Consider the following 14,220-nt stretch of genomic DNA (forward strand, 5'->3'; position numbering starts at 1 on the left):
AACTCTATAAACAATTTATAATCATTTAAATAATTATAAATATATCTATACTTTATTTATAAACTATGAAAAAAGTATTAATAAAAATAAAAAAATCAAGTATTACAATTAATTTATTGAAAATTACAGAATATTGAAAATATCTACTTTATTATGCCAGAATAGGTACAAAATAGTACTCATATATATAATAGAAGGAGAAAGTTCTCCTTCTATTTTAATAATTTTTTAATTAACTTTTATTTGTTTAATAGTAGTATTATCTTTTAGTTTTGGAATTGTTATTTCTAAAACACCATCTACACTTGTTGCAGATATATTCTCTTTATCAATGTTTTCAGGTAAATTAAAAACTCTTTGAAATTTTCCTAAAGAAGTTTCAACCTTATAATAGTCTTCTTCTTTTACTTCTTCTTTTAAAGTTCTTTCACCATAAACAGTCATTCTTTTATCATCTAAATCAATTTTCACATCTTCTTTTTTTATACCAGGTAAATCAATTTCAATATGATAAGCGTATTCACCTTCTCTTGTATTAACACTTGGAGCAAATGAACTAATAGATGTATCAGTATTTGCTTTTGTTAACGTATCTAAAGTTTTTTGCATATTTGCAAATTCAAACAGCGGATCTAATCTTGTCAATAACATGTTGACTCCTTTTATTTTTTTACTTGAAATAATATTTTCAAGTTATGGTCGAATTGTAACATTTTTTTTAGCACTTGTCAACACTGAGTGCTAATTTTTAGCACTATTTTACTTTTAGTGCCAATTTATAATTATTATTAGGTTTATTTTAGTCAAGAAGACTCAAGTTCTACAATTAGCAAATGTGTTTAAGTACTTTATGAAAATTAGGTAGAGAAACAACATCACCTGCAATCATACTATCAATATGAATACCACCTATTCTAACTCTTACTAATCTTAATGTAGGAAAACCCACAGCAGCTGTCATCTTTCTTATCTGACGTTTTTTCCCTTCATTAATTGTAATAGAAATCCAACTAGTAGGACCGTGTCTTTCATCTCTAATATTACGACCACGAGAGGGAAGTTTTGGCTCATCTGTAAGAGTGAATGCTTTACAAGGTAGAGTTAGATATTTGGTACTATTCACAGTAATCTCAACACCATTTTGAAGTTTTGATATTGCTTCTTCTGTAATCTCTCCGTCAACTTGAACGTAGTATTCTTTTTCTATACTTTTGTCTCTTACTTTGTAACTCATCATACCATCAGTTGTCAGTAATAATAAACCTTCAGAGTCATGATCTAATCGCCCTATTGCCATTGTATTATCAGGGAAGTTAGATAAATCACCTAATAACTTTTTCTTCCTTTTTGCTTCTTGTACAAACTGACTTAAAAAGCCATGTGGCTTAAATATTTTAAAATGCTGGTGTTTTTGGACTGTTTCGCAGGGTTCTATTAAATTGTTTTGATTAGTACTTGGCATTAGAAATTTCCTTGAACATAATGAATATAGGCTTTTTTTTTCAAATTATATTCCTTTTATTTTAAATTATAATTAGTTTAGTATACTGTCCTTTGAATTTAAGAAAATCATTGTAAGGAAAATATATGAAGAGATCTATTGGAATGAAAAGTTCTTATGCTTTAACAAATAATAGTGTAGATGATGAAATCACGCAAATATCAGCTGGTAACTTTGCTTTAGGATATGAAAGTAAAAGTGGGCTATTTGTAGTTCAAAACTTTGGTCGTTCTGATACCAATTTAAATCAAGAAGTAAAAAATTGGATTGGTAAATATAAAAGATTTAAATTTTTCTATGCTTCAAGTCCTAAAAGTGCTTTTATAAAAGAGTGTAAAAATTATCATGCTTTTGATAAAAATAAGATAGATAATAAAACTCACCCAGAAAAACCTGAAAATACAGATTATACTTGTCCTTATTGTAAATAATTAGGATAGACTCATCCATTTTCTTATTTCAAGGCTTAATTTTTTAGGCACCTCTAAAGGTAACATATGACTTGTTCCTTCTCTTGATACTTTTGTAATATGTTTATGTTCATTTGTAAAATTGTCTAAAGAACTATGAGTAAAAAGTCTATCTTTTGTACTATAGAATATTCGAATCGGTAAGCGTAAAGAAATCATTTCTTTATGTAAATCTTTTCTTTTAAAGGTGCTATTCATTTGAATATTATAGACATTTTGTCCTAAATCTGTAAACATATCTTTTATAAGTTTTATAAGTTCTTCATCATCTTTGTTGGATTCTTCAATTAAAGAGAGTACTTTTTTATGAGATAATCCTTTAAATCTTAAATTATTTATAAGAGCTAAAGTCTGTCTTCTTTTTTCAATCTCATCTGTTTTCATTTCACTTGGTGTTCCGGCTACTAGAAAAAGTCTATTTACTCTATTTGGATAATTGATTGTAAAATATGTTGCAAGATATGCACCTAAAGAAAACCCTAAAAGATTTATTTTTTCATCTTTTATAGTCTTTCCTAACTCTCTTGCAGCTTCCTTGAAATCATCTGTTAAGGGAAGTGATAAATGAATTAATTCAAAATCATCTTCTAAAAAAGGTTTTAATCTTTTCCATAATCTTTCATCGGTCATAAGACCAGGAAGTAAATATATTTTTTCTTTCATTTTTACATATGACCTGTTTTTACAAAAATTATAGTTTCCTCATTAACATAAGGAAAGTGTTCACTCAAGTGAGGACTTCTTATCCAAGATCCTTTTGGATATTCTCCGTATTCATCTATAAACATTCCTTCAAGAACTAAAACTTCTTCTCCACCCCAATGTTTGTGTGGAATAAACTTTTCACCTTTTGGCCATTTTACTAATGCTGTTTGTTCATGCAAGGGTTGAACCTCAAGATTACCTTGTCCAGCAAGCCAAGGAGATGTATTAGTATCAATAATTACCTGTATTTTATCAGTAAAGAAGTTAGTTTTTCTAAAGATTACAAAACCTTTATCTGATTTTACTAATGACTCATCTTCTTGTGGTAATCTTAGATAAGTTCCTTTTGGATATTCACCATATTGATTAATATAAGTACCCTCTAATATAAAAATCTCGACACTATTTATTTTCTTTGTTTGATTTAATGACGAGTTTTCATTTAATTTAATAAATGAAGTCTCTTCTTTATCTTTTATTGATAATACTTTTTTAAATACATTTTTATTTTCTGTTTCTTGCCATTTTATAGTATTGGTATCTATTAAAGCTCTTTTTTCATAATCACTATTCATTTTATTTACTTTTTTATTTTTATTTTTTAACATAAATTCTATTTTAAGTAAGTCAAAATCTCTTCATTGATATTAAGAGGTTTTGGTTTAATATCTTTCATTAAATTTTTAAAGTTTAATACTAGTTCATCTTTATTTTGTAAAGTCACTTTTTGATTAGATTTGATTAAATAAACAGTAAAATCACTTAAGAACGAATTGATAAAAGACATCCATTGGGCTATTAGCCCTTTAAAGTCTAATGATTTTATATTTACTTTTGCATCATCATTATTAGCAATAATAGCTTGATATTCTTCTAATTTATAGTAAGTTCTTAAAAAACTTGAAGCTCTGTTTTTAAGTTTATTTTTTAAATCTTTGTTATTCGAAATCTCTGCTAAAAGTAAAAAATAACCCATATGGTAAAGTGGAGTTAAAAATGAAACTTGTTTTGAAGGCTCTTCTTCCCATCCACTAAATATATTTTTATAAGAACTTTCTGTGAGATATTCTTCTTTCATTTTGTCAAAAAATGAAACTATATTCATAGAATTCCCTTTATGAACAATTTCTGGCATATATCTTGTTGTTTGTGATATAAGTACAAATTTTTGGGCTGTTTCTTTCATAACACTTTCTTTAAATTCAGAAGATTTAAATAAAATACTAGTGTTGATTTCTAGATGATTTTTTTTTGAATAACTTGTTTCCATTTTAATATTTCCTTGGTATTTATATAATTGAACGAGATTATTAGATTAGTATACTGTCACCGCATTTTATTTCAGGTATTGTTAATTACTTTTAAACATTGAGTTTAAAACTTTAGAAATAGATTCTTTAGACATAAATAGCTCTATCAATAATAAATTTTTTTGCAGTTTTTCCCATACCCGAACTATCTACTAAATCAACAGGTATTCCAAATATATTACTAATTTCTTCTTTTATTTCATTTATTCTACTAATAGCTTTAAAACCATATCTTGAAGCAAAATCAGGTGTTGATTCAACTAAAATATCAATATCGCTATTATTTGTAGCTTCATCTCTTGAGTATGAACCAAATAATCCTTGTATAATGAATCCCTCTTTACTGTAAAAAGGTTTTAATTCTTTTAGTTTTGAAATAATTTCATTTTTTTGTAGCACTATTTTGCCTTTGTATTTTATAACGATATCATATCCAAAGTTTTGTTTATCATTGTTTATAAATATTTGTTCTAATTTGACTTACTGAAATTGTTTTATAATTAATACCGTATGCTTTTTGGGAAATTGGAAATTCATGACCTGACCCCTATTTTTGAAATAAAACATTTTGGGATAATATTCATTCTTTATTTATCTTTCATATAACATCTAAGTTGAAAAACAAGGTATCCAAACGTCTTGATTATTAGCTATTTTATATATCTTAATTCGACATATAAAAGCTAAATAATTTCGCATTATTACCTTATTTTCTTTCCAACATTTTGTTATCCTTATCTGTTTAATATTCTAAATATTCTTCTATTTCATCTTTTGTGATAAATTCATTTTTTAATCCAATACTTTCTAAAAAAACAATTATTGACATTTTTAATAATGCTTTGTTACCTTTTAATGTATCTAAAATCAGTTCATTACTAAATCTGATTCATTAAAATTTCTAGCAATTTTATTTGTACCAGTATGCGTATAGTCATTCATCATTTTGTAAGCTCTATCTTTAATGTCTGAATAAAACTCTATTCCAGATTCTGCATCTATTTCATCTACCATATCTTGAATAATTGGAAAATGATTATTTCAACTGTTAGCATTATAAATTATTGTGATTTTTGTATCACTCATAATATAGTACATATATTTTAATTTTATAATATTTTCAAAAAATATTCTTTCTAGAGCAAATTTATAAATTTTATTTGATACTACAATATTCTACTTTACATTTTATATTTAAAAATAAATCTTTATTTTTTGTAACAATAACTTCTTTGAAGCTTTTCATACCACTTATTTCTAATAGATTAGTCTTATCTCTATGAGCTGATTTAGTCATTATTATATATTTTCCTGTCGGCAGTTTAGTTTTAAAATTACCAGCACCATCGACCGTTACAATTATAGGTTTTAGTTCAGAAATATTTATACTGAAATTTTTAGCAATATTATCGGTTGCTTTTAAAAAATTTTGGTCTCTTTCACCAGAATATTTTGCAATTGCATCCTTGACACTATACTGTTTAAACATTTTAATATCATTTATAATACTTTCTTTAATTAAATTTGATTTTACAAAGTATACTTCAGAACCTGTATCAGGTTTAAAACCATAATTATCATTAAAAAAATATGTCATATTCCCAGAGATTTCAGATTGATGATATGCTTCTTCTTTTTTAAAATAAATTGCACTTATTTCAGAATTTTTAAATTCTTCTTTATTATTTCTATACTTGAAAATAATACCATTTTTTGTTAGGCTTGATATTTCTCCTTCAAGTTTGCTCCCATCATTCAAAACCAATGTCTGAGCATTTAACATGCTAACGGTGATTAAGGTTTTTATAATTAGCCCTTTGTAGAAATTATTCATTTTTTTCCTCCATTAATATTATCTAAATAGTTTTTTTTATTTATAACTTTTTATTAGTATCCCATTATAGTCTAATATGACTTAAGTAAATTATTTAATAACTTTTTAGTTTAATTCAATAAGAGAACTTTTAAAAGCCCGTATTTAAAGATTTAACAAGAAAAATATTACATATTGAAATATTTTTAGATACATAAAAAAACATATTAGATATTATTTTAATAACCCTTTTTTCATAAAATAACTAGGTAAATGGTCTAAAACGTCTTACTATCATTAGCTCTTGGATTGAATCGGTCATTTGATGTTTTACTTAATTTACATTTTAATTTAGAAAATTTAACTAAATAATCTTTCTAAATCCAACAAACCTCATCAACATTAATATTTACATAAATTCTATCACCTGGTAGTAGTGTTTGTTCTTGCATTTGTTCTCTTGTGATTTTACTATTAAAAGATATTCCGCCTATGCTAAACTCTATTAGTAGATTTTGGCTTGAAGATTCTTGTCTTATTGATTGGATTTCACCTATTAGTGTGTTTTCATTTTTCATTTCATCGCAGTTTTCTCTACAGATTTCTATATCATTTGGGTTTATCATCACTACTGAATCTCTTTTTTTTGCTTGGCTATTTGGTATTATTAATCTTTGTTTATCTATGAATACTTTTACTAGGTTTCCTTCTTCGTTTTTTTCCCATGGTGAAAATAGTAAGTTTACACTTCCGCTTTCTACTAAAGTACCTTGAAAGAGTGCTACTCGTCTATCGCAGATGTGATTTAGCCATGTATGGTCGTGGCTTGAGATAAATATTGTTGTATTGTATTTTTGTTTTGCAGATAGTATTGCCTCTTTGATTAGTTGGGCTGAGTTTGTATCTACTCCACTTGTTGGCTCATCTAGGATTAGAACTTTTGGTTTTAGTATCAGTCTTGCAGCAAGTGCTACTCTTTGTGCTTCTCCACCTGAGAGTTGGCTCCATTTTCTGTTTTTAAAAGAGCTTTCTAGTCCTACTAATGCTAGTGATTCTTCTACTCTTTGTTCTACATTTGTAGTATCTTTTCTTAACTTTAATCCAAAAGCTATATTTTCATAAACTGTTCGTTTTAAAAGATATGGATTTTGAGGAACCATTACTATGTTTTGTTTTGTTTCTTGGTTTATATTTTTATTATCAATTCCGTTAAATTTTATATTTCCACTTGTTGGCTTATCTATAAAAGAAAGTATTGAAAATAGTGTTGATTTTCCACTACCATTTGGTCCAAAAAAACCAGTTATTTTATTTTCTTCAAGACATAAGCTATCTATATTTAGTACTTTTTTACCATCATAATGTTGCTCAATATTGTGAAGTTCATACAAAGTACTCACTGTGTCCATTTCCTTTTTAACTGCGATAATGCGATATTTACTATAAGTGCAACTGCAAATAATACAAGTCCAAGTGCAATACCTGTTACAAACTCACCTTTTCCAGTTTCTAAAGCAATTGCTGTTGTTACTGTTCTTGTGTGATATTTGATATTTCCACCAACCATCATTGAAATACCAATTTCTGTGATAATTCGTCCATAAGCAGTCATAGCAGCTGTCATTAAACCAAATCTTGCTTCAACTAGTGTTGCTATTAAAATCTGATATGAATTTGCTCCCATTCCTTTTAAAGATGTATAAAGTCTTTTATCTACTTGCTCAACTTGTGTGGCTGTTAGTGCAATAATAATAGGCAAACCTAAAACTATTTGACCTATTATAATTGCTTGTTGAGAAAATAGTAAATTATATTCACCAAATGGTCCAGCTTGAGAAAGCATTGTATAAGCAATAAGCCCTATTACAACTGTTGGTAAGGCTAGAAGAGTATCTACAATAGTACGAACAACTGCTTTACCAAAAAAGTTATAATAACCAAGGGCAAATCCCAAAGGAAGCCCAATGATTAAACTAATCAACAAAGACCAAGAAGATACAGTTATAGTTGTAGTAATTGCAGAATAAACACTTTCATTACCAGATACAAGCAACTGTATTGCTTCATGAAAACCATCGGTGAATAAATTCATTTTCTATAAAAACCTTTTATTTACCAGCATTTGGAATAAATAAAGCTTGACCTAATAATCTAAAATCAGCAATTGTTTGTTGAGTAGCAGGAGATACAACCCAGTTAGTAAATTTTTTAGCAAGTTCTGGTTTTACATTTGAACATTTTTCTTTATTAATTGTTACTACAGAATATTGGTTAAATAGTGTTTTATCACCTTCAACTACAACTTTCATTGTATTTTTATCACCTGTTTGTGACATATATTTAATCCAAGTACCTCTATCTGTCATTGTATATCCACCTTTTTCGTGAGCCATATTAATAGTTCTTAACATTCCTTGACCTGTTTGAACATACCATGAAGATTCAGCTTCTGTATCTACTTTTGCATTTTTCCATAAAGATAACTCTTTTTTATTAGTTCCTGAATTATCACCTCTTGAGAAGAAGTTTGATTTATTTGATTTGATTTTTTGTAGTGCATCACTTGGAGTCATACCATTTACCATTGCAGGATCTTTTTTTGGACCTACTATTACAAAATCGTTATACATAACTTGTTGTCTATCAACACCAAATCCAGTTTCTAAAAACTTTTTTTCTGATGCAGGAGCATGAACAAAAAGAATATCAACATCACAATTTCCACCCATTTTAAGAGCTTTTCCAGTTCCAGTTGCTACCCATTTTAATGTAGTTCCTGTATCTTTCTCAAACTTTGGTGCTAAATAATCTAATAATCCAGTATTATCTGTACTTGTAGTTGTTGCCATCATAAGTGAATCTTTTGCCATTAAACTTGTTGATAAAACCATTGATACCGATGCTGTAATTAGTGCTAATTTTTTTAAATTCATTCTATTTTTCCTTTTTTAATTAAATATATTTATTTGTGTTTGTAATAATTTGTTATTAAACTTAATAACTTTCACCATTTGTTCTTGCTGTATATTTGAAGTGTTTTCATCTGTTACTAAGATGCAATTACTTTCATATAAAGCTGTAATCATTCCTGAACCATATTTATTATTTCTTGTTACGCTAAAGCCTCCATTTTCCAAATTTCCTAAAACTAAGTTTACTCGTCCTTTTTTCGTTTTAAACTCTTGTGTATTTTTTGCAATTAAAACATCATGATAAAACCCTTTATTCCCTTGTATTTTATTTAATACAGGAATTGCAAAAAGTTGTGTGTTTATCATCGCTGTTAATGGATTTCCAGGTAGACACATTACAAAAGTTTGTTTTTGGTTTTCTTTTATTGTTCCCATCATAATAGGACGACCTGGTTTTACATTTACTCCATGAAAAGCAGTTTCTAAGCCATTTTGCTTAAAAGCTTCTGCCATAAAATCAGCATCTCCCATAGATATTCCACCACTTGTAATAATCACATCAAAAGTTTTTAAATTTGAAATAAAACTTATTGATTCTTCTAAATTATCAGGAACTACGCCGCTATATGTTGCATCAAATCCTGCTTCACTTAAAAGTGAAACTAAAGCATAAGAGTTACAGTTATAAATCTCTTCATCATTTGCTTCTTCCCATGGTTCTTTTAGTTCATTTCCTGTTGATACTATTGCAATTGAAATTTGTTTAAAAACTTCAATCATCATAAGACCTTGAGAAGCTAAAAGAGTAATATGCGATGAGTTTATTACCTCACCTTTGTGAAATAATACATTTCCTTCTTTTTGCTCTTCACCTTTTAATCTTAAGTTTGAACCCTCTTTTATATCAAAAGGAATTGTTACACCCTCTTCGCTTACATTTGTACAATTTTCAATTGGCACAATAGTATTAGTATCGCTTGGAACTTTTGCTCCTGTCATAATCTTATAACATTCACCCTCTTTTAAATCAGCTTGAACAGCAAAGCCTTTATCCCCTGCGAAAATTACTCTTTTTATTTTTAGCTCTTTTCCACAATCTTCTACTTTAAAAGCAAAACCATCCATAGCTGAGTTATTAAAAGATGGAAGATTTTTCTTACAGATAACATCTGTTGATACAATTCTTCCTAATGCTTTTGATATTGGAATAATCTCTTTTAGTGTTGTTGTTTTTGCTAATTCAAGACTTTTTTTAACTGCTTCTTGAAAATCTAAAAAATTAAGTTTATTGCTCATTTAAAACCTTTATTTGTTTATATCTTTTTACTAATATTTTTATAACTTTTTCTATTTTTTCTATGTCAAACTCTTTGCAAAATGTAAAAGAAATTGCATTTCTTGAAATAAGCTCTTCATAACCCATTTCTTGAATAACTCGTGAAGGCATTGATAATCCTAAAGAACATCCTTCCCCATTTGTAATATGAATTGAGTCTAAGGCAAGTGTTCGTATAATTTCTCTTGCTTTTATATTTTTTAATGCAAAATGAAGTGAATATTCAAGTGTTTGATTTGAATCTACAAGAAAATAAATATCATCACCAAATCCTTCAATAAGTTTATCTTTGAATATATCCTTTTGGCTTGTTACAAAAAATTGTTTTTTCAAAGCATCAAGTATTGAATAAACCGCTGTAATATCTTTGAATCCTATAACTTGCTCATCAAATAAATCATTATCAAATAAAAGAACAGACGATAATGAAAAACCAGTTAGTTTATAAGTATCAAAATATATTGCATCACTAAACTTTGAAGAATTTGCACTAGCATTTGAAATAATTATTGCATTAGTAAGACTTTTCACTTGTTCTAAATCTACTTTTACAAAAGTATCGATAATATAAGATGAAATAAAAATAAAATCTGCTTTTAAACTTTTTACATCCTCAATATTTATATTTCCATCTTTTTGTAAGCCTATCCATTCAAGTTCAAATCCCAAAGACTCAAACTGTTTTGCTGCTTGAATTATCGCATAAGATTCTCCAATACTTACTGCAATTTTTCCTTTTTTACTTAAGTCTAGTAATAATCCAAGAAATCCACTTTGTGAAAATGAAAATGTTATTAATTGTGAAAATGAATATTTCTTTTTAAACTCATCTTCTAACTTTGTAAACTCATCATTATTTTTTAATATACTAAGTGAGTACTCACTAGATATATGCAAATTTTGCACATTTGGGTATTGTAAAGAGTTTAATTTAATCACTTTTGACCTTCTTTAATATTTTTAGTATTTAATATTTCTTTGTTATCTTTCAAAAATAGCTCTTTGAATCTTGCATCTGCATATTTTTTAATATCATATTGCAAAATTTTATATGTTTGAATCACTTCTCTAGCTTTTGGAGTTAGGGAGCTACCACTTTGCTCCCCTTGTCCTTTGTTTGTAAATACTAAATCATCTTCAATATGTTTTTCTAATATTTTAATATGCGACCAAGCTTTTTTATAATTCATCCCTACTTTTTGGGCTGCTTTTGAAATAGAACCTGTTTGATCAATTAACTCTAATACTTCAGTTTTTCCACCACCAAAAATAAGATTTTTTTCTTCATCTTCAATCCAGATTTTAACTTTTACTTTCATTATCTTCCGCCTTATGTCCTTGTTTATCTCTAAAACATCCAAGTTGACAATGTACTACATCAATATCAGTACTTTTTACTGTTGAACCAACTGTTTTCAAAGAAGTTTTTTGTGCTTCTTCCCATAAGATCTCACATCTTACTCTTGTATTACCATTGAAATTCTTTTTTATTTTATTGTAAACAGCCATATTTTGGTCTTTAAACTTAAGTTTCCCAAAAACTCCTAATTCACAATTTGTTATTTTTATTCCTAAACTTTTTGTAATTGCTGACATTTCTTTTGGTTTTCTTCCAATTAAACGTGCAACTTTAAATGACTTTAGACAAGATAGTTTCCCATCTTCATCTAAATTTGTCATAATCAATTCTTTTTGAATCTTATCAAGTTTCATATCAATATTATCGTCAATACTAGACATTTATTCTTCCTTGATGAGTATATAAATTCATTTTTCTACCTCGTGCAAATCCTATCATCGTGATACCATGTTTATGTGCAACCTGAACACCTAAATAAGTAGGTGCAGTTCTTGAAACAATTATAGGAATACGATGCATTACTGCTTTTGTAACCATTTCAGAACTTAATCGTCCTGAAACAAATAAAACAGATTTTGTAGTATCTAAGCCTTGTAATTTACACTTTCCAACAACTTTATCAATTGCATTATGTCGTCCAATATCTTCAGCAGTAATAGTGGAACCATCAAGTAAATAAATCATTGCTTTATGTACACAACCTGTTAAATTATATAATTCACTCTCACGATAAAATATTTTTATCTCAGAAGAAATCGTTTGAGCTTTTACTGTAAAGGCAGTTTGGTTAAAAGGTATTTCAAGTGAACCTTCTATATTTCCAGTAATTCCGCCTCCACATCCACTTACTAGTGTTTTTTCTTTGTATAGATTCTCTAGGGAACCTTCATTTATTTTTGCTTTTACATCTACTCTTAAACCATCTTCGCTTACAGTAATATCTTCAACATCAGCAATAGAAGATATTACATTTTCACTCATTAAAAAACCAATAGCATGGGCATCTTGATCTTTTGGTATTGTCATCATAGATATAGTTTTTTCACCATTTAAATACAAGTTAAGACGTGATTCATCAATAGTCACATCTTCAAATTGGGTTGCTACATTTTCTATAAGTTTGTCAATAATTACTGTTTTTAAATATTTGGCGTTATCCATATTTTTCCTTAATATGCTGTATTTGCATATTTCTATTTTCTAAAAAAAGAAAAGCTGTTTTACCCCTCTTGGAGTAAAACTACTTAACTTCTATTTTTAAATTTTCTTCTTCTAAAACATCAGGTCTTAATTGTTCCATATACTCTATTGGTAATCTTCCTGTAATTACACCAGGAATATATCCTTTTACAGATACAAAATATGAGTACACTGTTTCAAACGTAAAGAATGAAATAATTGCACTTCCCATAAAGTGAATAAACAAAATAAATCTTTTTATTTGTATAGTTTCAGCATGCACTGCTGCATTTGGATACATAAACCAAATAATAAAACCACTAAATACAAGTAAGAAGCCAAAAGCTACATACGCATAATAGTTTACTCTATTCATTGGTTCATATTTTCCACGCAAGAATATTTTATTCCAAATTTTCATACTTGGTCTTACAAAATATTTATGATCTTTAAAAGCAATAATAGTCATAATAAACCAAACTGGCATCCAGCCTAATCCTACAATTTCATGTGTTGCTCTCATCAATCTTGCTATATATCCACCACCAGTCCAATTCCCAAAAGTAATTGAGAAACCAGTAATAAATAGATATATCATAATGATAATATTTAATAAAAGTACTATTCTTTGGAAAACAGAATATACTACAACAGTATCTTCTCTTCTCGTGATTTTTGCTTGTTTTCTTCCCTTTGCTATAATGAACATTGTAAAAAACATACAAAACTCAACTAAAAATACAATTGGTAATAAATGCTGTCTTTCTTCAAATGCTCTAATAACCTCTGGTGCTATTGCATCGTAACTAGGTCCAAATAATCCTACTTTCATTTGCTGATTATGTGTTAAAGTATCAAAAGGAACTATTTGTCCCGTAAAGTTTCCTTGTAACATCTGCAAAATAAATTGATATACATAAGAAATATCTGCAATAGTTGCTAACCAAAAGTACCAATATGTTAAAAGGGCGAAAATAAGACCTATAATTAAATAGACCTTATATTCACTTAGAAAACTTTTATTTTCCATACGCTTTATCCCAACCATAAGGTGCTGATTGAACCCCATGTCCTGAAGCCATTACTCTTTGTCTAAAAATATTTGATACAGATTCTGCATCACCTACTAATAAAGCTTTTGTAGAACACATAGCTGCACAAACAGGAACTTTACCTTCAGATATTCTATTTTGACCGTATAATTCTCTTTCATGTTCACTGTTAGTTTCTAAAGGACCACCTGCACACATTGTACATTTATCCATAACACCTTTTGTTCCAAAAGCACCTGTTTTTGGGAACTGTGGAGCTCCAAATGGACAAGCGTATAAACAATATGAACAACCAATACATTTATTTTTATCATGTAAAACAATACCGTCTTCTCTAATATAAAAACAATCAACTGGACATACTTGCTCACAAGGTGCATCGGTACAATGCATACAAGCAACAGATAGAGAAAACTCTAACCCTTGCTTACCTTCGTTTACAGTTACTACTTTTCTTCTTGAAATCTCAACTGGTAATTCATGAGCTTCAGCACAAGCAACAGAACAACCATCACAATGAATACATCTGTTTTCATCACAATAAAATCTCATACTTGCGAAATTAATTTCATTACTACTCAT

19 protein-coding genes are annotated in these 14,220 nt (G+C 28.1%); 1 reads left to right on the top strand and 18 read right to left on the bottom strand.

Annotated elements, in window-relative coordinates:
- Window positions 1-228: 228 nt before the first annotated feature.
- Window positions 229-651, bottom strand: coding sequence for an Hsp20/alpha crystallin family protein (locus D9T19_RS03930; RefSeq protein WP_121626909.1), 423 nt, complete (start codon window positions 649-651; stop codon window positions 229-231).
- Between the two features lie 175 nt (window positions 652-826).
- Window positions 827-1,462, bottom strand: coding sequence for a pseudouridine synthase (locus tag D9T19_RS03935; RefSeq protein WP_121626910.1), 636 nt, complete (start codon window positions 1,460-1,462; stop codon window positions 827-829).
- 125 nt (window positions 1,463-1,587) lie between these two features.
- Between D9T19_RS03935 and D9T19_RS03940 the strand changes: the two genes are divergently transcribed.
- Window positions 1,588-1,932, top strand: coding sequence for a hypothetical protein (locus D9T19_RS03940; protein ID WP_121626911.1), 345 nt, complete (start codon window positions 1,588-1,590; stop codon window positions 1,930-1,932).
- Here D9T19_RS03940 and D9T19_RS03945 read toward each other — a convergent pair whose 3' ends face one another.
- From D9T19_RS03945 to fdh3B, 16 genes are all read right to left on the bottom strand, one after another.
- On the bottom strand, window positions 1,933-2,634 hold the full coding sequence (locus tag D9T19_RS03945) for an alpha/beta fold hydrolase (protein ID WP_121626912.1): 702 nt from the start codon (window positions 2,632-2,634) through the stop codon (window positions 1,933-1,935). It lies immediately after the preceding gene.
- A gap of 2 nt (window positions 2,635-2,636) precedes the next feature.
- A complete protein-coding gene (locus D9T19_RS03950; protein WP_205588679.1) occupies window positions 2,637-3,284 on the bottom strand; it encodes a cupin domain-containing protein in 648 nt (215 codons plus the stop codon).
- 5 nt (window positions 3,285-3,289) lie between these two features.
- Entirely contained in the window at window positions 3,290-3,946 is a 657-nt protein-coding gene (locus tag D9T19_RS03955; RefSeq protein ID WP_121626913.1) for a hypothetical protein, read from the bottom strand.
- Window positions 3,947-4,073: 127 nt separating this feature from the next.
- On the bottom strand, window positions 4,074-4,385 hold the full coding sequence (locus tag D9T19_RS03960) for a nucleotidyltransferase family protein (protein ID WP_228197959.1): 312 nt from the start codon (window positions 4,383-4,385) through the stop codon (window positions 4,074-4,076).
- 468 nt (window positions 4,386-4,853) lie between these two features.
- Window positions 4,854-5,000: a hypothetical protein gene (locus D9T19_RS14505; protein WP_162984538.1), complete on the bottom strand. Its 147-nt coding sequence runs from the start codon at window positions 4,998-5,000 to the stop codon at window positions 4,854-4,856.
- Between the two features lie 142 nt (window positions 5,001-5,142).
- Complete coding sequence (locus D9T19_RS03965) at window positions 5,143-5,820, bottom strand: hypothetical protein (protein ID WP_162984539.1); 678 nt, start codon at window positions 5,818-5,820, stop codon at window positions 5,143-5,145.
- Window positions 5,821-6,176: 356 nt separating this feature from the next.
- The gene (locus tag D9T19_RS03970) at window positions 6,177-7,208 is read right to left on the bottom strand and encodes an energy-coupling factor ABC transporter ATP-binding protein (RefSeq protein ID WP_121626916.1); all 1,032 of its coding nucleotides are present in this window, start codon (window positions 7,206-7,208) and stop codon (window positions 6,177-6,179) included.
- Complete coding sequence (locus D9T19_RS03975) at window positions 7,196-7,891, bottom strand: ABC transporter permease (protein ID WP_121626917.1); 696 nt, start codon at window positions 7,889-7,891, stop codon at window positions 7,196-7,198. The genes D9T19_RS03970 and D9T19_RS03975 overlap by 13 nt, the downstream gene beginning before the upstream one ends.
- A gap of 16 nt (window positions 7,892-7,907) precedes the next feature.
- Complete coding sequence (locus D9T19_RS03980) at window positions 7,908-8,708, bottom strand: ABC transporter substrate-binding protein (protein ID WP_438942774.1); 801 nt, start codon at window positions 8,706-8,708, stop codon at window positions 7,908-7,910.
- A 39-nt stretch (window positions 8,709-8,747) separates the two neighbouring features.
- Window positions 8,748-10,007: a molybdopterin molybdotransferase MoeA gene (locus tag D9T19_RS03985; protein WP_121626919.1), complete on the bottom strand. Its 1,260-nt coding sequence runs from the start codon at window positions 10,005-10,007 to the stop codon at window positions 8,748-8,750.
- On the bottom strand, window positions 9,997-10,986 hold the full coding sequence (locus D9T19_RS03990) for a cysteine desulfurase (protein WP_121626920.1): 990 nt from the start codon (window positions 10,984-10,986) through the stop codon (window positions 9,997-9,999). The genes D9T19_RS03985 and D9T19_RS03990 overlap by 11 nt, the downstream gene beginning before the upstream one ends.
- Window positions 10,983-11,366, bottom strand: a complete 384-nt coding sequence (locus D9T19_RS03995; protein ID WP_121626921.1) for a winged helix-turn-helix domain-containing protein — start codon at window positions 11,364-11,366, stop codon at window positions 10,983-10,985. The genes D9T19_RS03990 and D9T19_RS03995 overlap by 4 nt, the downstream gene beginning before the upstream one ends.
- Complete coding sequence (locus D9T19_RS04000; RefSeq protein WP_121626922.1) at window positions 11,350-11,787, bottom strand: ModE family transcriptional regulator; 438 nt, start codon at window positions 11,785-11,787, stop codon at window positions 11,350-11,352. The genes D9T19_RS03995 and D9T19_RS04000 overlap by 17 nt, the downstream gene beginning before the upstream one ends.
- The gene (gene fdhD / locus D9T19_RS04005; RefSeq protein ID WP_121626923.1) at window positions 11,780-12,568 is read right to left on the bottom strand and encodes a formate dehydrogenase accessory sulfurtransferase FdhD; all 789 of its coding nucleotides are present in this window, start codon (window positions 12,566-12,568) and stop codon (window positions 11,780-11,782) included. Before fdhD ends, D9T19_RS04000 begins: the two co-directional genes overlap by 8 nt.
- Before the next feature lie 79 nt (window positions 12,569-12,647).
- Window positions 12,648-13,616 (bottom strand): cytochrome b/b6 domain-containing protein, encoded by a 969-nt coding sequence (locus D9T19_RS04010; protein WP_228197960.1) that lies wholly within the window; start codon window positions 13,614-13,616, stop codon window positions 12,648-12,650.
- Window positions 13,606-14,220: a formate dehydrogenase FDH3 subunit beta gene (gene fdh3B / locus D9T19_RS04015; RefSeq protein WP_121626924.1), complete on the bottom strand. Its 615-nt coding sequence runs from the start codon at window positions 14,218-14,220 to the stop codon at window positions 13,606-13,608. The genes D9T19_RS04010 and fdh3B overlap by 11 nt, the downstream gene beginning before the upstream one ends.

The sequence above is a fragment of the Poseidonibacter antarcticus genome, from assembly GCF_003667345.1.
Classification (GTDB): domain Bacteria; phylum Campylobacterota; class Campylobacteria; order Campylobacterales; family Arcobacteraceae; genus Poseidonibacter; species Poseidonibacter antarcticus.